The following is a 26,949-nucleotide window of genomic DNA, read 5'->3' as shown; positions in this document are numbered from 1 at the left end:
TTCGCGAGCGCGACGCACGTTTCACAGTTTGCGAACGTCGTCCGCTGCATCGAGTAGATGCCCAATGTCGCGAGAAAGCGCGCGTGCTTCTCTCGTCGCGCTGGTCACGTCCTCGAGCGCCGAACCAACGCCGGCGGAGCGAAGCTTCAGCAGATCGAGCTTGAGATTCTGAAGTGTGAGACTCGCACTCTCCATCTGATCGAGCAGCGTCCGGCGTCGCTCGAGGAGATCGTGCAGCGTCGTGCGCTGCCGGCGAAGCAAGGCAAGGCGCCGATCGTTGTCCGCGTCACGAGTGTCGCGCTCGGCATGAGCGATACGCTCGTCGAGCGCGCCGAGCGAGGTTCCGCTGACGTCGGCATCGAGCCGATGCAGCGTTACGGCCAACGACGCGACGCGCTCGACGAGTCCGTCGATAGTAGGCGCGACGTCGGGCAGCATCTCACGCTCGAGCTGTGACAACTTGCTAATGATATCACGTATCTGGGCGCTGTCGGCGACGGCTCGTCGAACCACACTGCCGTGCGCGCCGGCCAGCACGTCCGGCGGGACTATCGCGGCAGCCGCATCCGCCGCTGACCGCAGCGGCAGAGCAGGGACGGGGGCCCGGGCAGGGAGGGGCGAAACACCGAGTGAAGCGCGGATTCGGTCGCGCCAACCACCTCGTAAGGCGTCCACGGGACTGATGCCGTCCGCCCAGAGATTTCCCGCGTTCGTCAGCAAGGAGAGCAGAAGGAAAATCGACGGAAAGATGAACCAGGGAAACCCTTGCATCGCGAAGTTGATGGCAAACAGCGCAGGAACGAGTACAAGGGTCTGTACCAAACGCCGTCGGAAGCGTAGCACGCGGCGCTCGATGGCGTACCAACGCACCCCACTTTCGTCGACCGCTTCCGCCGCCGAGGAAATGGCGCCCCGCGCCAGATCGCGAGCCATTCGCCGTTGCTGACGAGCCCAGTCCTTCCACTCTCGCCGGCTCATGCCGATCGGCGACGCCGGAAGCGCAGGCAGTACGTCGTCGCCAAGCATCATGACGCGGCGCATCGTTTCACCCGGTCGGAGCAGATCAGCTCGGCCGGAGCCGTTAGGCATCGGTGCCGCGAGCGCAGGCGGCGGAGCACTCGGCGCGGGCGCTGGCGCGCTGCTCGTTGCCACCGCGGCATCCCGAAACGCGCCGGCGCTCGGCCAGCGATCTTCGGGCTTTTTCGACAACGCCCGATCGATCGCGGACGCGAGCTGCACCGGAACATCCGGACGGCTTTCGTACACCGGGCGCGGAATCTCGGACAGATGCTTCACCAGCATCGCCGGCGTGTTCGCCGCCTTGAACGGCGTTTGCCCCACCAGCATCTGATATCCGACGATACCTAACGAGTACTGATCGCTTCGGCCGTCGAGCTCGCGCTCGCCCATTGCCTGCTCGGGCGACATGTACGCCGGCGTGCCCACCGCAACGCCAGTCTGCGTCAGGCGAGCGTCGCCGGCCGCCGCTCGCGCGATGCCGAAATCGGTAACGAGCGCGCGGCCGGTCGTCCGATCGAGCAGGATGTTGTCCGGCTTGATGTCGCGATGGACGACCCCGCACGCGTGCGCGTAATCGAGCGCGTCGGCGACTTCGCTGAGGATGCGTCGAACGGCATCGATAGAAAGTCGCGGTTGCCTCGAGAGCCGCCCGGCGAGACTTTCGCCGTCGACCAGCGCCATGACGAAGAAGACGACGCCGCCTCGCTCGTCGACGGTGTAGATCGGAACGATGTTCGGATGGCTGAGCTGCGCCGCCGTCTGAGCCTCACGCAGAAACCGCGTGCGAACGTCAGCGTTGAACGCCAGTTCCGGCGGCAGCGCCTTGATCGCGACGCGTCGATGCAGCCTCAGATCGAGCGCACGAAAGACGGCGGCCATGCCGCCGCGGCCGATCTCTGCCTCGATCAGGTACTGATCGCCCACCGCGGCGACGACGCGGTCGTGCAAGTAATCGGTCACGATGCGTGATACCCGGTAGGCCCGCCGCGAGGCGTGGCGCTACGGACCCGCCGTCGAGCGCGCCGAACGGCGCTGCCCAAGCCGTCCCATCTCATCCGCCACGTAGAGTGCGCTATCGACGCTCTCCGCGAGCGACATCGCATTCACGGCCAACGTCGTGACGTTCTCATGCGTCTGCGTTCCCGCCCGCAGGCGGACCATGTCCAGACGCATGTTGTTGAGCGCGATCGCACACGTCTCGAGCTTTTCGGCCGCCTCGTCGCGGCGCCTGACGAGATCAGCCATCGCGCGACGCTGCCGGCGCAAATGCGCCAGTCGTCGAACGCGCTCGTCGCTCGCCGCGCCTTCGAGCGGATTGGCCGCGCCCTCGAGACGCGAAATCTCCGCGTCTACTGATTCCTTTGCACCAGGTGCAAGACTCCGCTCAATCGACGAGAGGGAGAGAGCGAGCGCCTCGATCTTGTCGTACAACGCGAGCGACGACCGTAGCACATCGGACAGTCGGGCCCGTTCGGTTGGCGGCAGCGTGTCGAGGATACGTCGGATCTCGTCGCGGTCTCGCGCCGCCTGCGCGACGACATCGGCGCTACGACCGCTTCCGAGTGCCATACCACCACTCATACGCGAGTTGGTGGAAGCGAAAGCGGAAGGCGAGCGCTCGACTGATATGCGCCCTGCCCGCCGAGCGAGCCGCCGTGCCCGCTTTTCCTCGCGGAGACGGTTGCGCTGTTTGCTGTCGAAGAGAGCGCGCACACGCCCTAAGCCGTCGTCAACGACCTCGAGCAACTCGCGCTCCCGCGGCTGACGGAATACGTCGCGCCAATCGTAGCCATCCGCCCAGAGCTTGGCGTACTTGAACGCCATGTAAATGCTCCAGATGACCGTGAAGAAGAAGTAATCACGCTCACCGACCAGTGACGCGATGACTATGACGCCATTGACGAAGAGATACGGCGCGAGCTTCCGCCGGAATTTTTGCACCGGCTCGGCTTCCCAGCGCGCCATGTCCTCCACGGTGGGAGAGAAAATCTCGGCGTCGGCGAAGTGCGCGGGAGCGTAACCGGCGTCGCCGCTCGTGCGGTTCGATTGTGCCCGCGACGACGTCGCACCGTATCCGTCGGAGGCGGCGAAATCGCTCGGCGCCGCAGCGCCCGAAGTCCGAGGCGCAATCGAGGGAATGTTGCCGGTATCGAGCGCGGCAACGAGCGCCGATGCGGATGGGAACCGGTTCGCCGGATCCTTCTCGAGCAGCAGCATCACTGCGCGAGCCAGATCCTCAGGCATGTCGGCACGCCGCTGCTGAATGGGAAGCGGCCGTTCGGATATGTGTTTGACGAGCATCGCCGGAGTGCTGCCGGCCACGAACGGCGGCTCACCAGCCAACATCTGATAGGCGACGATCCCTAACGAATAGAGATCGCTTCGGCCGTCGATCGTCCGTTCGCCGGCTGCCTGCTCTGGTGACATATACGCAGGAGTCCCGATGGCCATCCCGGTCGCGGTAAGGCGCGAATCGCCGTCGCTGACGGCGCGCGCGATACCAAAATCCGTGACCATCGGCCGGCCAGTTTGGGCAGCGATGATGATGTTATCGGGCTTGATGTCGCGGTGAACGACGCCGCGCTCGTGTGCGTAAGCGAGTGCGTCGGCTACATCGCGAAGAATTCGACGGACCTCTTCCGTTGGTAGGACCCCGCGCTCGAAGATACGCTTGGCGAGATTCTCCCCGTCGACGTAGGCCATCACGAAATAGACGAGCCCTTCGGTCTCGTCGACTGTATAAATCGGTACGATGTTCGGATGGCTGAGCTGGGCGGCCGTCTCGGCTTCACGAAGGAAGCGAGTCTTGATGTCACTCCGAAATGCCAATTCGGGCGGCAAAAGCTTGATGGCAACGGTACGCTTTAGCCGCCGATCTTTGGCACGGTAGACGATGCCCATCCCACCGCGTCCAATCTCCGAGTCCAGCTCATAGTGATCGGTCAGCACGCGCTCGACATGCGCGCGCAGCTCGGAGTCTGCGGACGAAACTACTGGGTCGGACACTCGAGGGGCTCGGGTAGCAACACGGACAACTCCGCTGGCCAAGCGAGAATGAGGCATTCTAGCACGCAGCCATAGTTCTGGAAAGGAGATACGCGCGCCTTCGCGGCAGGTGGACTACGTCCTCACGTCGTTTGGAAGTTGCAATTCCTGCCACGCTGACGCGCTCCGAGCCACCTTCCAACGCCGAGTCGCGCCAGGTGCGATCTCGAGGCAGCATTAGGCAATACGCCGCTTCGAGTTAGGGACGCGTGACCGGTGCTGGAATGGAGTGTGCGAATTCGCCATCATCAACGCGCATTCATGACAGTAGGCGTTCGTACGTACTGCTGCCTGACGCGTTTCGCACTTTCGACAATTAATAAAGGTCGGTACCATGGCTCAACGCCAGACTCTACCTGTTCTCCCGTTGCGGGGAACGGTGATTTTTCCGGGCTTGACTGCCCCGATCGCGGCTGGCCGACCCGGTACGCTCCGCGCCATCGAAGCCGCGCTGAAAAGCGAACGACTCGTGTTTGCGGTAGCACAGCGTGACAACACAGACGAGCCCACTCCTGACATTCTCTACTCGATGGGAGTGATCGCTCGGATCGGACAGATCCAGCGGGGACTCGGCGGAGTACAGTTGCTGCTTCAGGGTGAGCAGCGCGCGACATCGCTGCAATACTCGGTTACCGAGGGATATCTCAGCGCGGTCGCGATGCCGGTGGACGAGATGAAGCCGGCGAACGAGGACGATCCGGCGTTCATCGCCCTCCATAAGGAGTTGCGCGAGCGCGCCGCAGAGCTCGGCGAACGCCGTGGCCTTCCCGAGGAGGTCGTTCACCAAGTGCTTGATGCCGTGACCGATCCGGGAAGGTTCGCGGATCTCGTCGCCGGCTACATCGAACTTCCTCCGCCGGAAAAGCAGGGGTTGCTCGAGACGCTCAGCGTCGAGGAGCGCCTGCGTCGGGTCCTTGTGCATGTCCAGCGGCAGATTGGCTTGCTCGAGATGCAGGAGGAGATCAAGTCGCAGGTGCAGGAGGAGCTGGGAGAGCGCCAGCGCGAGATGTATCTGCGCGAGCAAATGAAGGCGATTCAGAAGGAGCTGGGCGACGACGATCAATCCAAGGAAATCGCCGAGCTCCGTGACAAGCTGAACAAGCTGCAGCTTCCGAAAGAGGCGCGGCAGGAAGTGGAGCGGGAGATCGGTCGCCTCGAGCGCGCTGGACGGGAGTCCATGGAAGCGCAGGTGATCCGCACGTATCTCGAGTGGATCGCCGAGCTCCCCTGGAACAACCGGTCCGACGACAACCTCGACCTTCAGCATGCGGAGGTGGTGCTCGACGAGGACCATTACGGTCTCAAGGACGTGAAGGATCGCGTGCTCGAGTTCCTCGCGGTCCGACAGCTCCGCGCGCAGCAGTTGGCCGAGGAGATGACGAAGACAGGTGAGCTGCCCGTCGCAAAGATGAAGGCGTCGAAAGAGGATGCGACGCCGCAGCTCGTCACGTCAGACGACGAACGAACCATCACGGATCCCAAAGAAGCGAAGTCACGTGCCATGGCGAAGGGACCGATCCTGCTCTTCGTCGGACCGCCGGGTGTCGGCAAGACGTCGATCGCGAAATCCATCGCGCGATCGTTAGGTCGCGAGTACGTGCGCGTGGCGTTAGGCGGCGCGCGTGACGAAGCGGATATCCGCGGGCATCGTCGGACGTACGTCGGCGCAATGCCGGGCCGAATCATTCAGGGGATGAAGCAGGGAGGGACCAAGAACCCCGTCTTCCTGCTTGACGAAGTCGACAAGTTGGGTATCTCGTTCCAGGGCGACCCGGCGAGCGCACTCCTCGAGGTGCTCGATCCGGCGCAGAACGACAACTTCACCGATCACTATCTCGGTGTACCGTTCGATCTGAGCGAAGTGTTGTTCATCTGCACCGCCAACTTCGTTCAGAACATTCCGGGACCGCTGCTCGATCGAATGGAGATGGTCGATTTCGCGGGCTACACCGAGGCAGAGAAGGCCGAGATCGCGAAACGCTACCTCATTCCGCGCCAGTTCGAGGAGTCCGGCCTCGGCGACAAGAACGTCGCGATGACGGACGACGCAGTCGCAATGGTGATCAGCAATTACACGCGCGAGAGCGGCGTACGTCAGCTCGAGCGGCAGATCGGTGCCGTTGCGCGGAAAGTCGCGCGACGGCTGGCCTCTGGCGATCAGCAGATGATCGAGGACGGCAAGATCGACGCACAGGAAGTGCGTACGCTGCTCGGTCGGCCTCGCGTGCATCCGGAGCGTGCAGCGACGGAAAACGAGATCGGCGTCGCGACCGGTATGTACTACACACCGGCTGGTGGCGACATCATGTTCGTCGAAGCGGCGATCCGGAGGCTCTACGGTTTCGGCCAGCGTAGCTCAGACAGCGAGAAGAGCCAGGTGAGCGGGTGGGGCAATGTTTCACTGATACTCACTGGCCAGCTCGGCGACGTCATGAAGGAGTCCGCACGCGCTGCGCTCACCTTTGCGGCCACGCATGCGTCAACGCTCCAGATCCCAGAGGATCGGCTTGGATCAATCGAAGTTCACGTGCACGTTCCGGCGGGCGCAATCCCCAAAGACGGTCCCTCGGCCGGCGTCACGATGGCGACGGCGCTCGTGAGTGCGATGTCCGGCCGCCCAGTGCGAAAGGACGTCGCGATGACGGGTGAAATCACGTTGCGCGGGCGCGTACTTCCGATCGGTGGTGTGAAGGAAAAGGTCCTTGGGGCTCACCGAGCGGGCATCACGAACATCATCCTGCCAAAGGACAACGACGCCGACATGGAGGATATCCCGGAGGATGTCCGCACTCAGCTCAGCTTCCATTGTGTGTCCACCCTGGACGAAGTCTTCGACATCGCGCTGCTGCCGATGCCAACGGCCCACGGTCCGGCGGAAAAAACGCTGATGGAAGAGGAAGAGGAAGCAGCGGCCGCTCGCTAGCGCGCGGATTGTTCGTCGAAGGGCCGGTCCGTCAGCCGATCAGCAGCGGCGACGGCACCGGCCCTTCGTCGTTTTCGATTGGCGCCAAGTCGCGGGAGCACCATCGGCTGGCGGCAATGACGGCCGATTGATCACCGCCTAACGTGCTCGACCGATGTGCATAGTCGAGTAGCAGCAGCGCTGCCGTCGTTCGCGCGATGGCATAGGAGAACGCACGAGCGCGCACCTCGGCGTAAACGCGCCCTTGCTCTTCGGCACTCTCGCCAAATAATTCGATCGCGCGCAGCGCTGCGCGGACGTGGACGGCGGCGGTCGTGAGCGATTCCGCATGAATCGCGGCGAGGCGGTGCTGGGCATCGTGAATGAAGGCGTCAAGCGCATTCGTCTTCTCGAGCGCGCGTAAGACGTCGAGGCTCAGGACGTTCGTCGTTCCTTCCCAAATGGACAGCACCTGAGCGTCGCGGAGCAGGCGAGGAATTCCGGTGTCCTCGATATACCCAGCGCCGCCAAACGACTCGACGGCCTCGCTGGCAATCGCCACCGCCTGCTTGGCCGTGTAGAGCTTCGCGACAGGAATGAGCAGCCGTAACCGGGAGAGCTCTTCGCTCGTCGCCGTGCCTGCTTCCTGTCTGCCTAACAATTCGACGACGTGGAATGCGAGCAGGAACGCGGCTCGCCACTCGAGCTCCATGAGGGCGAGCGTTTCGGCATGGAGCGGATGATTCAGTAGTGGCTTGCCGAATGCCGTTCGGCGCGCTGCATAGTCACGTGCCAGCGCGATGGCACGACGCATTCCGGCGACCGCCGCAACCGCATTGTAGACGCGCGTGACGTTGAACATCGCGGCAATCTTGCGGACGCCCTCCCCCTCCCCGCGGATGAGATGTGCAGGCGTGCCGTCCAGCGTCAGCTCGGCCGTTGGAAGCGCACGCGTACCCAACTTGTCCTTGAGCCGGTTGACACGGATGTTGCGAAGCGTGCCATCATCGTTCCGTAGCCTAACGAGGAAGACGCTGAGATTCTCATCTCCCTCGATATACGCCAGCGTGATCGCAATCTGCGACGTCGTCGCGGAGGTGAACCACTTGGTGCCGTAGAGACGATGTCGATATTCCGCTGGCGTCGCATCCGAGCCGAGCCGTGCGATCGTCGAAGTCCCCGACACATCCGAGCCTCCGGTGCGTTCGGTCATCCATTGTCCGGAGGTCCAGAAGGCGCGCGGATCGCGCGAAATCAGATGCTTGAAGACGGAAGTGGTGATCTCATCGGGATAGAGCTCGAGAAGCCGCGCAGCGCCATCGGTCATCGCCAAGGGACAGCTATAGGTGGCGGAGGACGGCGCGTACAGGTAGAGGCGAGCGAATTGATCGACGCGCGAATGCGCTCCATGACGACGCTCATAGCCCATTGCGACGAGCCCTTCCTCGGCGGCAATCCGGTCGAGCGCGCGCCAGGCTTCGGAGGTCTCGATGACGTCGATTCGTCGCCCCCACGCGTCGTACGGCACGTGGCGCGGCGGGGACGCTTCGGCAGCGCCATCGAGCGCGAGCAGATCCGTTGCCGCTCGCTCACCGAGGCGTCGCAACGACGGCTCGATCTCAACGAACATCTCCTGCGGCAAGCGCCAGCGCAGGTACGACGCGAGGAGCGGGTCGTCGGCGTACTGATTCGTTAGGCGCGGCGGATCTTGGAAGAAATCGCTCACTGGAACACGAGCGCACCGAACTGCGGCATGCGCCACGGATCATTTTTGAGCGCTGCCGGCTCTGTGCCAGGCAGGAAGAATTCGGTATATCGGCGCGCCGGAGGCGTCGTCGTATCCGCGAGCGCACCCGTATCGCGATCGAGCTCGGCGTAAACAAGTCCGGGCGGCGGCACGTCCCACGCCGCGGAGTTCGCCGGCGCCGCGGAACCTAACGACGCATAGTATCGTGCGACCATCTGCCCCCAGATCGGTGCGGCGAGCGAGCCCCCAGCTGCACCGGCCGCGATCGTCGTCGGTTGATCGAAGCCGAGCCAGACGCCACCAACCAGATCGGGGGTGAGCCCGACAAACCAGACGTCGGCGTTGTCGTTCGTCGTTCCGGTCTTGCCAGCCACCGGTATCGACGACGGAACGGCCTGGCGCGCGGCCGCGCCTGTGCCGTGATCGGCCACATCCTGCATCATGCGACGAATCATGAACGCGACTCGCGAATCGAGCACCGGCGTCAGCGGCGCCACGGGCGCGGCATAGGCCGGCTTACCCGAGGGATCATCGATGCGAGTGATCAAGCGAGCCTGCGCCACCGAGCCGAGATTCGCGAAGGCGGTGTACGCGGTGACGAGCTCCAGCGGACGAACGGCCGAAGCGCCGATCGCGCTCGACGGAACGGGCGCGATCGGCGAATTGATGCCTAACCGCTGGGCCAGCGAGGCAATCGTGTCGATGCCGACGCGCATCCCGAGTTGGACGGCGACCGGATTGCGTGACTTAACGAGCGCCTCGTGCAGCGTCATCGGCCCGAGGAATTGGCCGTCCGCGTTGCCGGGTTGGTAGTTCGGCCCGCTCGGCATGGGTATCGACAGCGCCGTGTCTGGAATAATGGCATTCGCAGGTATGCTATCTGCCAGAGCCGCCGCGTACACGAGCGGCTTGATAGCGGAGCCGGGCTGTCGAAGCGCGAAGACGCGATCGAAAGGCGACGTCGCGTAATTGCGTCCGCCGACGAGCGCGCGAACGTCTCCGGTCGCCGGATCGAGCGCGACGACGGCGCCCTGGAGATACGGTGCGTGTGTCTTCATCGCGACCGCATACGAGGGGTGACGATAACCCGGCCGCGCCTCCACGCGCGCTGCGCCCTCGACGAGAGCCGTGACCGCGGCACGCTGCAGCGCAGGGTCGAGCGTCGTGTAGATGTGGTAGCCGCCGTTCGCGACGGGGATTCCCGCGCGCTGCGCTGCCTGACGAACGGCGTCGACGAAATACAGCGCGGGCGCCGAGGTGCCGCCTTCGGGCGCGGTCACGATCGGCTCGATCTTCGCCCTTTCCGCGACCTCGTGGGTGATATAGCCCTGCTCGGCCATGAGGCCGAGGATCAGGTCGCGCCGTTGCTTGGAGCGGGTCGGAAAACGCGTCGGATCGTACAGAGTTGGAGATTTCGGAAGCGCAGCGAGCGTGGCTGCCTCGGCGAGTGAGAGACGAGATGCCGACTTTCCGAAGTAGTGCCGCGCAGCCGCCTCGACGCCGAACCAGTTGTGGCCGAGATCCACCTGGTTGAGGTAGGCCTCGAGGATCTGGTCTTTCGTATAGTGTTTCTCCATCTCTCGCGCAGCGGACTGCTCGCGAAGCTTGCGCGATAAACTGAGGTCATGCCGATCGATGATGTCGGGATGCATGTTGCCGACGAGCTGCTGCGTGATCGTGCTCGCCCCGCCGCGACGACCGCCAAAGATTTTCCCCTTGATCGCGGAGGCGACGCCAATGAGATCGACGCCGTCGTGCTGATAAAAGCGCTGGTCTTCGACGGCGATGAACGCATGCGGCAGGTAGGCTGGCAGCGTCCGGAGCGCGACGCTCGTGCGAAACTCCCGCCCGACCTCGCCGAGGAGTGAACCGTCGCGCGCGAATACGAGCGACGACTGGGGCTGGGGAACGATCTGCCACGCCTCGACCTCGGCTGCCGGAGGTGACGAGGCCGTCGAATGCGTGGAGTTCTGTGCCGAAGCGAGATGGCCGCCGCCAACAGCTAACTGCGCGGCAGCGACGAGGATGACGAGTCTGTTGCGATGTGAAGACATGCAGAGGAGTTCTACCCTGAGCGCACAGCAAAGATACAATTAAGGCATGGCACCACTCGTACATATTGCCATCGCCCAGTTCAAACCTCGAAAGGCAGACTTTCGCGCGAACCTGGAGCGCCTCGGCGGCCTATTAACGCAACTCGGTGAGCTCGATCCGTATCCGACGGTGCTCGCGCTACCGGAGACGGCGCTCACGGGCTACTTCCTCGAGGGTGGCGTGAGAGAGGAGGCGATGACCGCAGGCGAGCTCGCGCGCGAGCTCGATTCAAAGTACCACTCCGCCGTGAGGACTCCGCGTCCACTCGACGTCACTCTCGGTTTTTACGAAATCTGGAACAACAAGCTGTACAACAGCGCGATGTACGTGACGCTCGGAAACGGCGAGCCGCAGATCCGTCATGTGCATCGAAAGATGTTCCTGCCGACATACGGGTTGTTCGACGAAGAGCGGTTCGTCGAGCGCGGCACCGAAGTGCGCGCGTTCGATACTTCGTGGGGACGTGCCGCGTTGCTCGTCTGCGAGGATGCGTGGCACAGCATGACAGCGACGATCGCCGCCCTCGACGGGGCACAGGTCATTTTCGTCTGCTCGGCGCCGCCGGCCCGCGGCCCATGGCCGAAGGATGACGATGTGCCTGGTCCGGCGAGCGTGAGCCGATGGGAACGGCTCATTCGCGACATCGCGGACGAGCACGGCGTGTACGTGATGCTCGCGAATCTCGTCGGCAGCGAGGGGGGCAAGGTTTTTCCAGGTTCGGCGCTCGTGGCCGGACCGAAGGGAGAAGTCCGTGGGCGAGGTCCGTTGTGGGAGGAAGCGGTCGTGACGGCGACGATCGATCTCGCCGATGTCACACGCGCACGCGCCGACATGCCGCTCGTGGCCGATCTCGAGGTGATGGCGCCGCATCTCGCCGCAAGTCTCGAGGCGGTGCGCAATCACGCACCGGCGAATCTCCGCTATGATGGGCCATCCTGCGAGCCAACGATAGAAGCGCCACGTGCCACGTCGAGGCGCACGCCGGGCAAGAAGGCAGACGTGAGCGAACACTCATTTCGCGTCGTGGCGCTGCCGAGTCGTAGGGAGGGTCCGTCGCCGCTCGAGATCGACGCGAAGCTCACGAGCGACTGGCTCACGGAGTTCATTCGCGAAGAGATGCGGCAGCGCGGATTTCACGCCGCGGTGATCGGCGTGTCGGGCGGCGTGGATTCCGCCGTGACGGCGTATCTCGCGGCGCGCGCGCTCGGTCCGAAGAACGTCGTCGGCGTGCGAATGCCATATCGGACGTCGAGCCCGGCGAGTCTCGAGCATGCGCAGCTCGTGATCGATGCGCTCGGGATCTGCGCCGAGACGATGGACATCTCCCCGGCAGTCGATGGCTACCTCGCGAACGTTCCCGAGGCCGATGGGGGCCGGCGCGGGAATGTGATGGCGCGGATGCGGATGATCACGTTGTTCGATCTCTCGGCGAAATACCGGGCAATTCCGTTGGGCACCGGCAACAAGACCGAGCGAATGTTCGGCTACTTCACGTGGCATGCCGACGACTCACCGCCGATCAACCCGTTAGGCGATCTGTTCAAGACGCAGGTGTGGGCGCTCGCGCGGCATCTCGGCGTGCCGGAGGTGATCGTGGCGAAGCCGCCAACGGCGGACCTCGTTGTCGGCCAGACGGACGAGGGGGACTTCGGCATCAGCTACGCGAGAGCCGACGAATTACTCAACTGGATGCTGAGCGGATATAGTGGCGCGGATTTGATCGCGCACGGGTTCGACGCGGATGAAGTGGCCCTCGTGACGAAGCGAGTAGAGAATACGCATTGGAAGCGGAAACTGCCTACGGTGGCGATGGTCTCACCGACAGCGATCAATGAGAGCTATCTGCGGCCAGTCGATTACTGAAGCTCGGTTGCCGGTGATTGGTGGTTGGTGCCGTTGCTCAGTCGCCTAACCACGCCTCCGCTTCGATTTCGACGAGCATATTCGGATCGATGAGCGATCGCACCTCGACCATGGACGTCGCCGGGCGGATGTCTCGGAACACGTCGCCGTGGGCGCGGCCGATGGCGTCCCAGTCGCGGGCGATGTTCACGACGTAGATGCGGGTGCGAACGACGTCCTCGAGGCGCGCGCCGGCCCGGGTAAGAGCGCTCGTTATGTTCGCGAGTGCCTGCCGGGTTTGGCCGGCGGCGTCACCGATGCCGACGAGCTTGCCGTCGATTCCTGTAGCGGTGGTGCCGGAGACGTGCACCCACTGGCCGACGCGCACAGCGCGAGAATAGCCGACAATCGGCTCCCAGGGAGTGCCGGACGCGAAGTTCTGACGGGACGTAGGAGCGCGGGGCAGAGAGTTGAGGGGTCGCGATGACTCGTTAGGCAGCTCGTGCGTAGGCGAGGCTCACGGCGCGGCGCGCGCAACGCTTCAGGGCGCGGTGCACGGCGCGTGCGTAGTGGATGAAGTTCAATCCCGCCCAGGGATATCGGGCGAAGAATTCGGTTGGAAGGAGATCGCCTTTGAGACGATTACAGCGACCGCAAGCGGCGACGAGATTGCCGGGCGCATGAATGCCACCCTTGGCAAGCGGCAGGACGTGATCGATGGTCGCGATGTCGAAGTCGAGCGGGGCGGCGCAGTACACGCACCGACGGCAGCAGTCACGCATCATTGCGTGCTTGATCGCACGCTTCTGGTGGCCGCAGGCTACACGAAAAGCGCGCTCCGTGCGCTTGTCGCGACGCGAGGTTCGAGGAAGACGAGGAAGGCGGACGTGGTGATAGTGTCGACGTGGAGACAATTTCACCTCGCTGAAAAAGCGACGCCCCGCAGCGGGAGTCGTTCCCGCTGCGGGGCGTCGCGTAGAGCGTAAAGACGCGATGTCGAAGGGTCGAGCGCACAGGCCGCTCGCGTGGCCGCTCGTCGGTATCGGGATGTCGCTTATGAAGTCGACTCCTGACGCTCATTCGCCTCCGTGTCGCGTCGCGGCGGCCGGTTCCCGGGCGCCACGCGCTGACGTACAAATGCAACGCGTACGTCAGCCTCGCAAGAGGGAGACGTACGAGAAGTCTCTCGGGTCACGCGCGTTTGACAAGCTCGTTACTCAAGCCACTCTCGCGTCGGCCGTCTTCGGAACGTCCTGTTCGCGATCGTCGAATCCGTCATGACCATTCCAACGACCGCGCACCGGATCACGCAGCGCGGCGATGATACGCACGGCCATCGCGTCGAGCAGGGTACGATCCGGCATCTCCGAGCCGCCAAAGGGAAGCGGGATGTCGAAGCCGTCCTCTTCGCGACGCGGAATGAGGTGCACGTGATAGTGGAAGACGTCCTGACCGGCCGTCTTCCCGCTACTCACGACGATGTTCATGTCGTCCACTTTGGTGACCTTTCGAATCACGCCGGCGAGCTTCATGGAGACTTGAAAGAGATGCATCGCCAGCTCTGGCGGCGTGTCGACGAGGGACTCGTGGTGTTGCCTGGGTACTACAAGCACGTGGCCCGGGTTCACCGGTTGAATGTCCATGAACGCCAGTGCATCGGAGTCCTCGTAGCAGATGGAAGCCTCCCCCGCACCGTGAATCAGATCGCAAAAGGTGCAATGCACATCTGCCTTACGCATCGAGGTCCTCACGGTCGGAGTGGTTAGTGGCCTCCAAACGCAGGTCGAATGCCAGTGCTTGAGGTCGGACGAAAGGGCCGGGTGGTAGCCTGTCGTTGGTGGATCGTGGATTCGGATGAGCGGCGAGCTGAGTTCGCCGGCCTTCCTTGCTCACCAACCACGAGCCACTATCACCCATCAACCGCTTGGGCTCGCAGCGTGCTACCTTAATCGCGTCGCCCTCAGACACGGAGACTTCGCTGGGCTATGGCCACACAGACGCGAGCCGAGCGCAAGAGCGCCGGCGGCCTCACGACAGATCAGCTGGTTGGCGCCTACCGCACGATGCTGCTTTCGCGGCGCCTGGACGACAAGGAAATCCAGCTCAAAGGCCAGAACAAGATCTTCTTCCAGATCTCCGGCGCTGGCCATGAAGCCATTTGCGTCGCCGCCGGCCTCGCGCTTCGGCCGGCCAACGACTGGTTCTTTCTCTACTACCGAGATCGTGCGCTCTGTCTTCAGCTCGGCGAAACGCCAACGGAGATGCTGCTCTCCGCCGTCGGCGCCGCGAGCGATCCGAACTCTGGCGGACGACAGATGCCGAGTCACTGGGGAAAGAAAGAACTGAACATCGTTTCGGTGTCGTCACCGACGGGAACACAGTTCCTCCAGAGCGTCGGTGCCGCTGAAGCGACACTTCGCGCGAAACTTCTCGGCATCACTGAAGGCTTTCAGAAAGACGAAGTCGTGCTCTGCACGACCGGTGAGGGGCAAACGAGCGAAGGCGAGTTCTGGGAAAGTCTCAACACCGCGTGCAATCTCAAGCTTCCCGTCGTCTATCTGGTCGAAGACAATGGCTACGCGATCTCGGTTCCGGTCGAGGTGAACACGGCTGGCGGATCGATATCGAAGCTCGTGAGCTCGTTCCCGAATCTCTTCGTACAAGAGGTCGACGGCTGCGATCTGGTGGCGAGTTACGAGGTCATGCGCAAAGCGGTCGAGTATGCGCGCAAGCGGAAGGGCGTTGCCCTCGTGCACGCGAAAGTGATTCGACCGTACTCACACTCGCTGTCCGACGACGAGAAACTTTACCGAACTCCCGAAGAGCGCCAAGCCGATGCGGCCATCGATCCCGTGGCAGCGTTCCCGCGCTGGTTGATTGCCGACGGGCACGCGAGCGAGAGCGACCTTCGGCGCATTCGGGAAGAGGCTGACGCCGAAGTCCAGGCGGCGACCGATGCCGCGCTCGAGGCGCCGCAACCTGGTCCGGAGACCGTCTACGTCAACGTGTATTCGCCGGACGTCGATCCAACGAGCGAGCGCTTCGACACGGAGGACGACCCGCAGTTCTCCGGCAACGAGACGACGATGGTCGATCTCCTGAATGCCTGCATGAAAGACGAGATGCGCCGCGATCAGAGAATTCTGGTTTTCGGTGAGGACGTCGCCGACATCTCGCGCGAAGAATATGCCGGCAAGGTGAAGGGCAAAGGGGGCGTATTCAAAGTCACGTGGGGACTGCAAAAGGAATTCGGCGGCGCGCGCGTCTACAACACACCATTAGCAGAAGCGAACATCATCGGCCGCGCGATCGGGCTCGCGCTGCGCGGATTCAAGCCGGTCGTCGAGATCCAATTCTTCGATTACATCTGGCCGGCGTACATGCAGCTGCGTGACGAACTGTCGACGATGCGCTGGCGATCGAACGGGGTATTCAGCGCTCCCCTCGTCGTGCGCGTGACGTACGGAGGCTACATCCGCGGCGCGATCTATCACTCGCAGACGGGTGCATCGCTGTTCACGCACTGTCCTGGATTGCGCGTCGTATGTCCGGCGACGGCACTCGATGCGAACGGCCTCCTGCGCACGGCGATACGCTGCGAAGATCCAGTGATGTTCCTCGAGCACAAGCATCTCTACCGCCAGACGTACAACAAGGCGGCGTATCCAGGTCCGAACTTCATGATCCCCTTCGGTAAGGCGAAGGTCGTACGCGAGGGGACCGACGCAACGATCATCACTTACGGCGCGACCGTGCAGCGCGCTTTTGCGGCGGCCAACCAGCTGGCGGACCAAGGCATCAGTGCGGAAGTGATCGACTTGCGGTCGCTGTCTCCGTGGGATCAGGAGCGCGTGTTCGAGTCGGTGCGGCGCACCAATCGCGCGATGGTGCTGTACGAGGATTCGCTTTCGTGGGGCTACGGCGCGGAGATCGCCGCGCGCATCGCGGACGACTGCTTCGCGTGGCTCGATGCGCCGGTCAAGCGTGTCGCGTCGGCGGACACGTACGTCGGCTATGCACCACAACTCGAGGATGCGATTCTGCCGCAGGTGGACGGGATCAAGCGCGCAGTGGAAGAGCTCGTGAAGTTCTAGGCGCGGCGCGTAACGGCTCGCGGGCTTGCCGCGAGCCGCCGTGCGCGGCAGTATGTTGAGGTCGACGTGATCGTAGCGCCTCCGACAGGAGGCGTCTTCATTTCCAGCCGTCTCGCCTCATGCGCCGTTTGGCCTCGCGCGTCGTTTCATCGCTGCTTGCCGTCGTTGCCGTCAGCTGCTCGGATTCGGCGACGAGTCTCCATCGCACGCCACTTCGCATCGCACTGCTGCCTCGGTTTTCCGCACAGGCGCAGCAGATCTACCAGAATCTCAGCGCCTTTGCGGTCGCGCTGGACAATGTTCACGTCGTCGTACACGTGGCGGCCGGAGACGAAGCCGGGCCTGTTTTGAAGGACACGACGATCGCGTTCCCAGCCACGGCGGACCAGGTAACGATCGATCTCGATCTGGAGATTCACGGCACGCAGCAAAACGTCGCCGCCACGGTGGAACTACGGGAAGGCACGACAGCATACTTCTCAGGCACGCAGGATTTTCTCGCGAAGCAGGGAGCGACGGCGACAGCGCCCGAGCCAGTGGGCCTGAACTACGTGGGGCCTGGCGCGACAGCGGCATTCATCAGTCTCTCGCCGCAGCCAGCGACGCTCGCACCGCTGACGTCGCTGCTATTCGTCGCGCACGCGTTCGATGCGTCCGAGCAAACCATCACGGGCCTGCCGCTGACGTGGAGCACGGCCGATTCGAGCATTGCCACGGTCTCGCAAGCGGGGCTCGTGACGACGACGGGGAAATCGGGATCGACATCGCTGATTGCGATGGGCCTGAATGGCGTTACGGGACAGGCCGTTATCAACGTGCAACCGGCGGTCAGGCTCACGGTGATTGCCGGTGACAACCAGAGCGGTCTCGCCGGCCTGGCGCTTCCAACCAAGCTGCAAGTGCAAGCATTCGACGCGAATGGGAATGCGGTGATCGGAGCGACGGTAAGCTTCACGGCGGTGGGCGGAGGGAGCGTATTGCCGGCGAGCGCGACGACCGACGTGACGGGCGTCGCGTCGACTACACTCACCCTGGGCACAGGAATCGGCACGTACGCGTTCACGGCGACGGTGGCAGGATCGCCTAACGTGACGACGCGGGTCGCCTCGAGCGCCACGGCAGCGGCGGCGGCCGTGTTAGGCTTGGCCGGAGGCGCCAACCAGATCGACACGGTGCTCGCGACGCTCGGCAAAGCACTGAGCGTCAAAGTCACCGACGCCTTCGGCAATCCGGTGCAGCAGCAGGCGATCGATTTTCAGGTCACCTCGGGACAGGCAGGGCTCGTCGCCGTTCCTGGTACCGCGCCGCAGACGCTCGTGCACACCTCGACGGACAACACCGGCGTCGCGCAGGCGACGCTCGTCGCCGGCCGTCTCGCGGGGACCGTCGGGGTGACCGCGTCCTCACCGCAAACCTCGCTCACGCCCGTGGCGTTCGCCGAGACGCTGCAGGCGGGCGCGCCGAAGCTCCTCGCCATCCTTCAGCAGCCGTCGACGGCGGCTCAGGCGACGCTCCCGTTAGGCGCGCAGCCGAAGGTGCAGGTCACCGATCTATACGGCAACGCCGTCGGGTTGGGTGGGCTGACGATTCTGGTGAGCCCGGTCGTCGACTGCTCCTCGAGGGCTTGCGGGGTCGCTGTAGCGCCTGGAGCCACGGGGTCGTCGCTGAATCGAAAAGTCAGTGCACCGACAACGCGGCGATTCAATCCAACCGGCGCGGTGAGCACGAGTCGGCTCAGCGCTCCGACAGCGATCGCGGCGACACGGTCGGTCAGCGATACGCTCCCGCAGGGAATTGGCGGCACGACGCAGGTGACGACCGACCCAAGCGGTGTCGCCACATTTACAAACCTCTCAATGAATCTTTCCGTCGGCGCGTGGCAGTTGGAGTTCTTTGACGCAAAGCAAGCGCTGGCGCCGGCGACGTCCCAGACCATCGCGGTGTCGCCCGGACCGATCGAGTCAATCGTGGCGTGGGGCGTGGCGGATACGACGACACTCTTCACGACCGTCGATACCTTGTTCCCCTCGGTCCGCGTAATCGACAAGGTGGGCAATGGCATTGCGGGCATCCCCGTTTCCTGGAGCGCGGACCCGTTGTCGATACTCGACAGCGCAAATACGAAAACAACGACTGACGCGAACGGTATCGCGGCAGGCGGGCAATGGATCGTGTTGTTTGCCAAGGGCCAGAGCTTCGGCATCGTGGCGACGCCGACGCCAAGCAACATCGAGAACTCTCCGCTGAAACTCACCGCGTTCATTAGCCTCATCGGGCTGGCCGCCCCGACGAAGGTTCCGTCGACACCGCCCTGATTCGCCGGCGGTCGGGATGCGAGACGGTCGCGCCGTCAGGCTCGACCAAACGCTCTTGCATTTTGCAATGACGGTCCGGAATGAGTTTACTGTATGCTCATCTCCCGACCTGATGCGTCCGCGCAACACGTTGACGGGCGACGCTCGTCACCACAGCTTGGTGGCCCGAGTCTCATAGTCGTCTCCGCATGCGGAGCGTCACTCTTTACCGGATCATCGAGCATGCGGCGCCCGCATCCCCGATCCGCGGCTGTTTTGTTCGCGCTCGTGCTCTGTACGTGCACCGACGCGCCGACTGGACTACGCCACGGCCAAGGCCACCTCTCAATCGAGCCCACGTACTCTCGTGAGGCACAGGAGATCGCGCAGAGTCTGAGCGCTGCCGGTCTCGCGATCGACAAGATCTTCGTCGAGGTTCGCGGCGGCGCCGGTGACGTCCGCGCCAGCCAGCTCGTCGACTTCCCCGCCGATCAGAGCCAGGCGACGATCACCGTCGCCGTGCGCCTAACGGCCGCGCGTGAGCAGTTGACGGCGACGATCCAGCTGCGCAGCGGATCGACACCGATCTTCGCCGCGACGACGCCGGTCACCATGTGGCAATCGCAGACAACGATCTCGAAGGCGCTGCTCACATACGTGGGGCCCGGCGCGGCCGCGACGCTGCTCAAGGTGCAACCCGCGCAGGCGACGATCGGTCAGACCGGTTCTCAACAGTTCGCCGCCAATGCGCTTGCGGCGAATCAATCTCCAGTCATCGACTTGCCGATCACCGCCTGGACGTCGAGCGACCTGACAGTCGCCACGGTCTCGGCCACCGGTCTCGTGCAAGGCGTGAAGACCGGAACTGTCACGATCACGGCGCATGCGCTGAATCTCCTGGTAGCCGCAGCATCATTGCACGTCGTCGGGCTTCCGACGCGCTTCGCGATTCTCAGCGGAGGCGCGCAGACGACAACGGTCGGCTCGACGCTCACGCAGCCGTTCCAGATCCAGGTATTGAGCGCCGCAGGCGAAGGCGTGCCCGGCGTGCCGATCACCTTCCAGGCGATCACTTCCGGTGGCAGCGTCGGCGCGGGGACGGCGACGACCGACGTTCAGGGGCTGGCCTCTACTATCGCAACCGTCGGAACGGCCGCGGGTACGTACGAATTTCGCGCGTTGATAACCGGCGCGGGCACGGGTGCGCCGCAGCCGGTTTCGATCAGCGCGACCGCACACGCAGGCGCGGCAACCACCCTCAGCAAGGTGTCTGGCGACGCTCAGAGCGGCACGAGCGGCCAGGTACTGCCAACGCCACTCGTCGTTCGCGTAGCGGACACATATGGCAATCCCGTGAGCGGCGCGAGCGTAACGTTTACCCGCGTCAGCGGTACGGGCGCGATCGCTGCGGCCACGGTGACGACTGGAGCCGATGGCCTCGCGAGCACCGCGTACACGTTAGGCGCCGTCGCCGGCAGCGAGTCGATTCGCGCCGACGTCGCCGGGCTCACCGGCGTCGCGGCGACGTTCAGCTTGACGAGTGCTGCCGGCGCGCCGAGCGCGGTGGGAGCGCCGACGGGTGATTCCCAACATCTCATGATCGGGGCGTCGCCGGCGGCGCCGCTCGTCGCGCTCGTCACCGACACGCATGGCAACCCCGTTCCTGGCGTGACGGTGGGCTGGCGAATCGTGAGCGGGTACGGCTCCTTGAGCGGCGACCACTCCGTCACCAATAGTCTGGGTGAGGCGACCGTCACGTTCACGACCGACGGACACGCCGGAACGACGATGATCAATGCGTCAGTGGGCGAATCGTCGAAGCTGTTCACCGTCGTCGTCGATCCCGGCGCCCCTGCACAGCTATCCGCCACCGGCGGAAATGGACAGCGCGGTGTTGTCGGGACAACGCTCACGAATCAGCTCAGCGTCGCCGTCGTGGATGCGCACGGCAATCCGGTGCCCGGCTTCGCGGTGACGTTCACGGCAGCTTCCGGCGGCGTTGGTGGTGGGCAGAGCTTCAATCCGACGGCGACCGCGACGACAGATGCAACCGGGACGGCGCAGGTTGCTTGGCAGCTCGGCACGTCGGCCGGTGTTCAAACGGTCGCTGCGTCGGCCGCGGGCCTAACGACCATCACCTTCGCGGCGACGGCCGTCGCCGGCGCAGCCAGTCAGATCGCGATCGTCACGGGCAACAACCAGAGCGCCGCCGCTGGTGCAGCGCTGCCAATCGCGCCGAGCGTGCGCGTGACCGACAGCTTCGGGAATCCGCTATCTGGTATCACAGTGACGTTCACTCCCGCGAGTGGCGCTGGCTCGCTGTCGAGCGCCTCGGCGACGACGGACGCCAGTGGCATGGCGAGTGGCGGCAGCTGGACGTTGGGCACCGCCGCTGGCGTTCAAAGCCTCGATGCAAAGGTGGGAACGCTCGGCGTGAGCTTCAGCGCCACGGCTCTCCCGACGCTCGCCGTCACGCTGACGGGCGCCGGCTCCGGGAGCGTCGCTTCGCAGCCGGCAAGCGTTGCGTGCGCGCTGACATCCGGCACAACGAGCGGGAATTGCTCGTACGTTTCGCCGCTCGGTCAAGTCGTCGTTCTGACGGCGACGCCGACGTCCAACAGCACATTCGACGGTTTCGGCGGAGTCTGCGCCGGGAAGAATCCCTGCAGTGTGACGATGAGTCAGTCACAAACAATCGCGGCGACCTTCTCGCGAGTTCAGCGAACACTCACGATTTCTGGCGCGTCGGGCAATGGTGTCGTCAGCAGCTCGCCAGCGGGAATCAACTGCACGATCGCCAACGGGGCGGCGAGTGCGACCGGGTGCACGGCGATATTCCTGGACGGAACGCCGGTGACGCTGAGTGCCGCACCGGCCGCTGGATTCAAGCTCGGCGCATGGGCTGGCGCGTGCTCCGGTTCAACGATGTGCGCCTTCTCGATGACGCAGGACCAAACCGTGCGCGCAACGTTCTCCCTCGGGACGTGGACGGTGATGCAGACCCCGACGACGGCATCGGTGCACGGGATCTGGGGAAGCTCCGCCTCACAGATATTCGCCGCGGCATCGTCTGGTGTCATTCTCAAATCCGATGGTCAGACTTGGAGCTCGCTCTCGAGCGATGCGAGTTCGGGGACGCTGTGGGGCATGTGGGGCTCGTCGCCATCTGACATCTACGCAACGCTGGCATTCGGTTCAGAGAGCCCGCTGCTGCATTACGATGGCGCGACGTGGACCTCGGTGAGTGCGTCAACGACGGCCAGCCTCTTCGCCGTCTGGGGTTCGTCGGCGAACGACGTCTACGTCTGCGGCGATCGAGGAACCTTCCTGCATTACGACGGCAGGGGCGGCTGGACACCGCCCATCCCGACCGGCACGAGCGCGCCGCTGTTGGCGATGTGGGGAAGCTCGGCGAGCGACATCTACATCGTTGGCTTCAACGGGGTGGTGCTGCACTTCGATGGACAGCATGTCACGCCGATCACGCTCCCGAACCTCACCACCGAGCCTAATGAGGCAATCGAGGCGCTCGGCGCGGTGTGGGGCAGTTCTCCAAACGACGTCTGGATCGGGGGCGGGTTATCCGCAGGCGACGTATGGCATTTCGACGGCGCCTCGTGGACCAAGCACACTCTATGGAACATCGCGGGCTCGACCGGCCAGGGTGTGAATGGCCTCTGGGGCACGTCGAGCTCGGATATCTGGGCTGTCGGTGAAGGCAGCGCGTATCACTTTGATGGAACGACGTGGACGTCGACGCCGCTACCCACTTCCGGCTCGACAACCCTGATCCAGGTGTGGGGGTCAGGATCGCTGAACGTGTTCGCGACGGGGACGTCGAACGGAGCCGGTGTGATTCTCAGCTATCAATGAGGGCGGCGCGTCGTGCAGCTCGTCGACGCGGTCGTGACGGTGACCGCGTGAGCGCGCTTGGCCTAAGGCATCGCGGATCGCTCGTACACCGGCTTTCCGCCCACTACCGTCATTACGATCTTCGTATCGCGGATGGTTTCCGGCGCGATCTTCGTTAGGTCACGGTCGAGAATGACGAAATCCGCAAGCATTCCCTTCGCGAGCGTTCCCTTCTCTTTCTCCATGAACTCCGCATAGGCCGCATTGCTCGTGTATGCGCGAAGCGCGTCCTCGACGGTGATCTTCTGCTCTGGAATCCAGCCGCCGGGATTCTTGTCGTCGAGTGTCCGTCGCGTCACGGCAGCATAGATACCTTCGATCGGCGTGGCCGGCGCGACGAACCAGTCGCTCCCGAAGGCAAGCCGTACGTTGGCGTCGCGCAGCGAGCGAAAGGCGTACGCCGTCTTGGCGCGCTCGTGTCCGATCACCTTTTCCGCCCAGCGGCCGTCGTCGATCGCGTGATACGGCTGCATGCTCGCGATGATGCCGAGGGGGGCGACGCGCGGAATGTCGGCAGGAGAGATGTGCTGGAGGTGCTCGATGCGGAACCGCCGATCGCGCGGGCCGTCCTCGCGTTCGACACGCTGGTAGATGTCGAGCTGAGTGCGAATCGCCTTGTCGCCGATCGCGTGCACGATGACCTGCAGACCGGCCTTGTCGGCGCCCGACGTCCACTCGTAGAGGTGCTCCGGGGTATTGACGAACAATCCGGTGTCGTTCGGCGCATCCGTGAAAGGCTGCAGCATCGCGGCGGTGTGCGAGCCTAACGAACCGTCGACGAATCCCTTCAATCCGCCAATGTGCAGCCAGGCGTCGCCGCGGCCCCGCGCCTTCACCGTATCGCGGAGCTGCGCCCACGTGGCCAGCGGCACCACGGCATATATCCGCGTCTTCATGCGCCCGGAGGTCTGCGCGCGCTCGAACGCGGCGAGATCGGCGAAGGTGCCCATGTTGTGGACTGACGTCACGCCGTTGCCCGCGACATAGCTCATCGCGGCGTCCACTGCCCGATCTATTACTTCCTCAGGAGGGTCAGGTACGGCGCGATCGACCAACGATGTAGCGTTGTCCTTGAAAATGCCGGTCGGCGCGCGATCGGCGCCGCGCACGATCGTCCCTCCGGCGACGTCGGCCGTGTTCGCATCCACGCCAGCGGCCCGCAAGGCAGCGCTGTTCGCCAGACTCATATGTCCGTCGAGTCGATTGATCCAGACGGGATTGTTAGGCGTCACCGAGTCGATCCAGTCACGACGCGGCAGCTCCCCGCCCCACTGTTCGTGATCCCAGTTCCCTTCGGTGATCCAGGTGCCCGGCGGGAGTGTCGCTGCGTATTCCTTGATTCGTCGGATGAACTCAGCCCGCGTCTTCGCGTCGCGCAACTGTACCGACGAAAGGCCGAAGCCGCCACTGATGAAGTGCACGTGCGAGTCGATGAAGCCGGGAACGACCATCATTCCACCCGCATCGACGACTCGCGTCGAGGACGATACGAGTTTCTTGACTTCCGCGCTCGTACCGACCAGCGCGATGCGCTCTCCGTCCACAGCGAGCGCGTCTGCCCACGGGCGACGCGGATCGCCGGTCCAGACGCGAGCGTTGACGACCGCGAGCGTTGGGCGCGCCGAGGGCGAAGCGATTTCCGAGGAGCGATTCGTGCGTTGAGCGTGCATATCGCTCACGGGAACGAGTGAAAGAGCGGCCAGCGCGGCAACGTGAACGAACGAAAGAGACATGGCGATTGGTCGCTGGTGAGTCGCTGATGTCGAACTGGGTGCATATCGAGAACAGGGGAGCGGCTCAAGGGTGACGATGTCGCCGCGGCAACGGAAGAGGCAGCAGCGCTTGACCGGCCGCGTTGGATCGTGCACCATTCGTAGCAAGTGGGGAGTAGCCGGCCGGTGCCTCGGCGCCGGATTGGTCGATCGTCAAGACGGAGCCCAATGGGGTCCCGGTCGGCCGAATGGCGCGTGAAGCGGGCGCGCTAATGGCGAGACCACTACGGCATCGTGGATGTCGTAGTGGTCTCGCTTTTCTTATTTGCTATCGGGCTGACGGATGATGGCAAGATGGTAGGGATCGCGACCAACATGTGGTTCTGGGTGATCTTCATCGCCTTCGTGCTGGCGATGTTGGCGCTCGACCTCGGCGTGTTCCATCGAACGGAGCATGTCGTTCACCCGAAGGAGGCGTCGGCTTGGGTGACCGTGTGGGTCGGCCTCGCTCTCGCCTTCGCCGGTGGACTCTTCGCGATCTACGGCCATCACGTCGCGCTGAGGTTTCTCACCGGCTACGTCATCGAAGAGTCACTGAGCATCGACAACATCTTCGTGATGGTGCTCATCTTCGAGTACTTCAAGGTACCGGCGGCGTGTCAGCATCGCGTGTTGTTCTATGGCATCCTCGGCGCGCTCGTTATGCGCGGCCTGTTCATCGGCCTCGGCACGGTGCTGCTCGCTCGTTTTCACTGGGTGATTTACGTCTTCGGCGCGATGTTGATCGTCACGGGCGTGCGCATGGCGCTGAAGCAGGACGAGGAGTTCGAGGGGGATCGAAATCCCGTGGTGCGCGGCGCGCGGAAAGTGATTCCGCTCGCCCAGAGGTTTCACGGCAAGCACTTCTTCGTCGTCGAGAACGGACGGCGGCTGGCAACGCCACTCTTTCTCGTGCTCATCCTTGTCGAGGTGACGGACCTCGTCTTCGCGATCGACTCGATCCCCGCGATTTTCGGTGTGACACGAGATCCGTTCATCGTGTTCACGTCGAATATTTTCGCGATTCTCGGATTGCGCTCGTTGTACTTCTTGCTCGCAGCCGTCGTCGATCGCTTTTATCTGCTCAAGTACGGGATTGCGACAATACTCACCTTTGTCGGTGTGAAGATGCTCGGCGAGCAATGGTTCCACGTCGACGTGCTGCCCTCGCTCGCGATCATTCTCGGCGTGCTTTCGGTATCGATTGCGGCAAGCCTCATCTGGCCGCAACGCGACAAAGGGCCGCGATTCGCGCGCGAGGCAGGGCAGAAGACCGGTTCGATGTTCGGCTCGCGATTCCGCCGCTCCAACGGCGGCGGCGCGCGAAATCCTCGGTAGACGAACCGGGTCTCAGCGTCGCTCCATGGCTTCGCGAATGTCGAGCAGGATCTCGAAGTAGAGTTGCTCGCGTCGATAGGCAAAGTCGAGCGCGGCCATCTGGGATTGGTCGCCCGTGGTTTTAGCACGTTCAAATGCTTCGCGGTACATCTCGTCCAGATTGCCGAGGATACGCTCGCGGGAGCGGGACATGCTGATCTTCTCGAGGGCTTTGAGGGTCAAACGCGGCGGCGCATCGGAGTCCGGTTCGCGATCGTCACGGTCGAGTCCCTCGAGCAGATAGCGCCGGGCCGCATCCATCATCTTGCGGCGTGAAGGCAGGGGATTGTCCATGAAGCGACTACGAATCTTCGAGCGCGACGCTTACCGATGCGTGTATTGCGGGGAGCAGTTTCCGATCGAGGAGCTCACGGTCGATCATGTGGAGGCTCGGGTGCGTGGCGGCGACCGGTCGGACGGCAACTTAGTGACGGCTTGTAGAGCGTGCAACACGCTCAAAGGTCATCGTCGGCTTAGTGACTTTTTGGTCGCCGAGGAGGTCGCACGCACAAACTTTTTTCGCTACGCAGTGCATGTGTGGCCGCGAATTCTCCGTTCGCTCCGAGACGAAATGGAGTGATCTCTAGCGGAGTCCCTTTTCGCGCATGAGCTGCACTACGCGGCGATCGTCGCGCGCGTGCGGCTCGAGCGCGTCCATTGCGTCTTGTTCGCTCGCGCCCTCGAACTCCATCAGCGGTGGCGGGCTACCAGCACTCGCGCGCGGTGTCCCCGCGCGGCGATCGACTTCGAGTACGACCGTGACAGGCTGCTCGCCGGCGACAGTGAGCCGGCGAATTCGAACCGCGGGTCCATGCGGTAGCGTGCGCTCGTAAAGAATTCCGTCCATCGAGCGAAAAGGTGCATTCGCAAG

At 63.7% G+C, this 26,949-nt stretch carries 16 protein-coding genes; 6 read left to right on the top strand and 10 right to left on the bottom strand.

What is annotated here, in order from left to right; all coding sequences use genetic code 11:
• Positions 1 to 21 precede the first annotated feature (21 nt).
• Both VGH98_01615 and VGH98_01610 read right to left on the bottom strand, forming a co-directional pair.
• Positions 22 to 1,980, bottom strand: a complete 1,959-nt coding sequence (locus VGH98_01615; GenBank protein ID HEY2374648.1) for a serine/threonine-protein kinase — start codon at positions 1,978 to 1,980, stop codon at positions 22 to 24.
• A gap of 39 nt (positions 1,981 to 2,019) precedes the next feature.
• Positions 2,020 to 4,026 (bottom strand): serine/threonine-protein kinase, encoded by a 2,007-nt coding sequence (locus VGH98_01610; GenBank protein HEY2374647.1) that lies wholly within the window; start codon positions 4,024 to 4,026, stop codon positions 2,020 to 2,022.
• 373 nt (positions 4,027 to 4,399) lie between these two features.
• On the opposite strand from VGH98_01610, the gene lon reads away from it, so the two are divergent.
• On the top strand, positions 4,400 to 6,988 hold the full coding sequence (lon, locus tag VGH98_01605; protein HEY2374646.1) for an endopeptidase La: 2,589 nt from the start codon (positions 4,400 to 4,402) through the stop codon (positions 6,986 to 6,988).
• Between the two features lie 31 nt (positions 6,989 to 7,019).
• On the opposite strand, the gene VGH98_01600 is transcribed toward lon, so the two are convergent.
• Together VGH98_01600 and VGH98_01595 are read right to left on the bottom strand one after the other, a co-directional pair.
• Positions 7,020 to 8,693: an acyl-CoA dehydrogenase family protein gene (locus VGH98_01600; GenBank protein HEY2374645.1), complete on the bottom strand. Its 1,674-nt coding sequence runs from the start codon at positions 8,691 to 8,693 to the stop codon at positions 7,020 to 7,022.
• On the bottom strand, positions 8,690 to 10,768 hold the full coding sequence (locus VGH98_01595) for a PBP1A family penicillin-binding protein (GenBank protein HEY2374644.1): 2,079 nt from the start codon (positions 10,766 to 10,768) through the stop codon (positions 8,690 to 8,692). The genes VGH98_01600 and VGH98_01595 overlap by 4 nt, the downstream gene beginning before the upstream one ends.
• A gap of 46 nt (positions 10,769 to 10,814) precedes the next feature.
• Here VGH98_01595 and VGH98_01590 point away from each other — a divergent pair, with 46 nt between their 5' ends.
• On the top strand, positions 10,815 to 12,671 hold the full coding sequence (locus VGH98_01590) for an NAD+ synthase (GenBank protein ID HEY2374643.1): 1,857 nt from the start codon (positions 10,815 to 10,817) through the stop codon (positions 12,669 to 12,671).
• Between the two features lie 37 nt (positions 12,672 to 12,708).
• Here the strand turns inward: VGH98_01590 and VGH98_01585 are convergent, their stop codons facing one another.
• The 3 genes from VGH98_01585 to VGH98_01575 form a co-directional block, all read right to left on the bottom strand.
• Positions 12,709 to 13,059, bottom strand: coding sequence for a RidA family protein (locus VGH98_01585; protein ID HEY2374642.1), 351 nt, complete (start codon positions 13,057 to 13,059; stop codon positions 12,709 to 12,711).
• Between the two features lie 82 nt (positions 13,060 to 13,141).
• On the bottom strand, positions 13,142 to 13,435 hold the full coding sequence (locus VGH98_01580; protein ID HEY2374641.1) for an HNH endonuclease: 294 nt from the start codon (positions 13,433 to 13,435) through the stop codon (positions 13,142 to 13,144).
• Positions 13,436 to 13,867: 432 nt separating this feature from the next.
• Positions 13,868 to 14,389: an HIT family protein gene (locus VGH98_01575; protein HEY2374640.1), complete on the bottom strand. Its 522-nt coding sequence runs from the start codon at positions 14,387 to 14,389 to the stop codon at positions 13,868 to 13,870.
• A gap of 246 nt (positions 14,390 to 14,635) precedes the next feature.
• On the opposite strand from VGH98_01575, the gene VGH98_01570 reads away from it, so the two are divergent.
• The 3 genes from VGH98_01570 (at position 14,636) to VGH98_01560 (ending at position 22,911) form a co-directional block, all read left to right on the top strand.
• Positions 14,636 to 16,744: a dehydrogenase E1 component subunit alpha/beta gene (locus tag VGH98_01570; GenBank protein ID HEY2374639.1), complete on the top strand. Its 2,109-nt coding sequence runs from the start codon at positions 14,636 to 14,638 to the stop codon at positions 16,742 to 16,744.
• A gap of 119 nt (positions 16,745 to 16,863) precedes the next feature.
• Positions 16,864 to 19,059, top strand: coding sequence for a hypothetical protein (locus VGH98_01565; protein HEY2374638.1), 2,196 nt, complete (start codon positions 16,864 to 16,866; stop codon positions 19,057 to 19,059).
• 222 nt (positions 19,060 to 19,281) lie between these two features.
• Complete coding sequence (locus tag VGH98_01560) at positions 19,282 to 22,911, top strand: Ig-like domain-containing protein (GenBank protein ID HEY2374637.1); 3,630 nt, start codon at positions 19,282 to 19,284, stop codon at positions 22,909 to 22,911.
• Positions 22,912 to 22,973: 62 nt separating this feature from the next.
• Here the strand turns inward: VGH98_01560 and VGH98_01555 are convergent, their stop codons facing one another.
• A complete protein-coding gene (locus VGH98_01555) occupies positions 22,974 to 24,683 on the bottom strand; it encodes an amidohydrolase family protein (GenBank protein ID HEY2374636.1) in 1,710 nt (569 codons plus the stop codon).
• Positions 24,684 to 24,968: 285 nt separating this feature from the next.
• On the opposite strand from VGH98_01555, the gene VGH98_01550 reads away from it, so the two are divergent.
• The gene (locus tag VGH98_01550; GenBank protein ID HEY2374635.1) at positions 24,969 to 26,039 is read left to right on the top strand and encodes a TerC family protein; all 1,071 of its coding nucleotides are present in this window, start codon (positions 24,969 to 24,971) and stop codon (positions 26,037 to 26,039) included.
• A gap of 12 nt (positions 26,040 to 26,051) precedes the next feature.
• On the opposite strand, the gene VGH98_01545 is transcribed toward VGH98_01550, so the two are convergent.
• Together VGH98_01545 and VGH98_01540 are read right to left on the bottom strand one after the other, a co-directional pair.
• On the bottom strand, positions 26,052 to 26,372 hold the full coding sequence (locus VGH98_01545) for a hypothetical protein (protein ID HEY2374634.1): 321 nt from the start codon (positions 26,370 to 26,372) through the stop codon (positions 26,052 to 26,054).
• A gap of 289 nt (positions 26,373 to 26,661) precedes the next feature.
• Positions 26,662 to 26,925: a hypothetical protein gene (locus VGH98_01540; protein HEY2374633.1), complete on the bottom strand. Its 264-nt coding sequence runs from the start codon at positions 26,923 to 26,925 to the stop codon at positions 26,662 to 26,664.
• Positions 26,926 to 26,949 lie beyond the last annotated feature (24 nt).

Source organism: Gemmatimonadaceae bacterium (assembly GCA_036496605.1).
Lineage (GTDB): Bacteria > Gemmatimonadota > Gemmatimonadetes > Gemmatimonadales > Gemmatimonadaceae > AG2.
The sequence above is the reverse complement of the archived record's forward strand: the minus strand, read 5'-3'. Positions and strand labels throughout refer to the sequence as shown.

Excerpts from the sequence above, each read along its gene's own strand:
- VGH98_01570 (HEY2374639.1), top strand. The coding sequence starts at position 14,636 with ATGGCCACACAGACGCGAGCCGAGCGCAAGAGCGCCGGCGGCCTCACG.
- VGH98_01595 (HEY2374644.1), bottom strand. The coding sequence starts at position 10,768 with ATGTCTTCACATCGCAACAGACTCGTCATCCTCGTCGCTGCCGCGCAG.
- VGH98_01580 (HEY2374641.1), bottom strand. The coding sequence starts at position 13,435 with ATGATGCGTGACTGCTGCCGTCGGTGCGTGTACTGCGCCGCCCCGCTC.
- VGH98_01590 (HEY2374643.1), top strand. The coding sequence starts at position 10,815 with ATGGCACCACTCGTACATATTGCCATCGCCCAGTTCAAACCTCGAAAG.
- VGH98_01555 (HEY2374636.1), bottom strand. The coding sequence starts at position 24,683 with ATGTCTCTTTCGTTCGTTCACGTTGCCGCGCTGGCCGCTCTTTCACTC.
- lon (HEY2374646.1), top strand. The coding sequence starts at position 4,400 with ATGGCTCAACGCCAGACTCTACCTGTTCTCCCGTTGCGGGGAACGGTG.
- VGH98_01540 (HEY2374633.1), bottom strand. The coding sequence starts at position 26,925 with ATGGACGGAATTCTTTACGAGCGCACGCTACCGCATGGACCCGCGGTT.
- VGH98_01545 (HEY2374634.1), bottom strand. The coding sequence starts at position 26,372 with ATGGACAATCCCCTGCCTTCACGCCGCAAGATGATGGATGCGGCCCGG.
- VGH98_01575 (HEY2374640.1), bottom strand. The coding sequence starts at position 14,389 with ATGCGTAAGGCAGATGTGCATTGCACCTTTTGCGATCTGATTCACGGT.
- VGH98_01560 (HEY2374637.1), top strand. The coding sequence starts at position 19,282 with ATGCGGCGCCCGCATCCCCGATCCGCGGCTGTTTTGTTCGCGCTCGTG.
- VGH98_01565 (HEY2374638.1), top strand. The coding sequence starts at position 16,864 with ATGCGCCGTTTGGCCTCGCGCGTCGTTTCATCGCTGCTTGCCGTCGTT.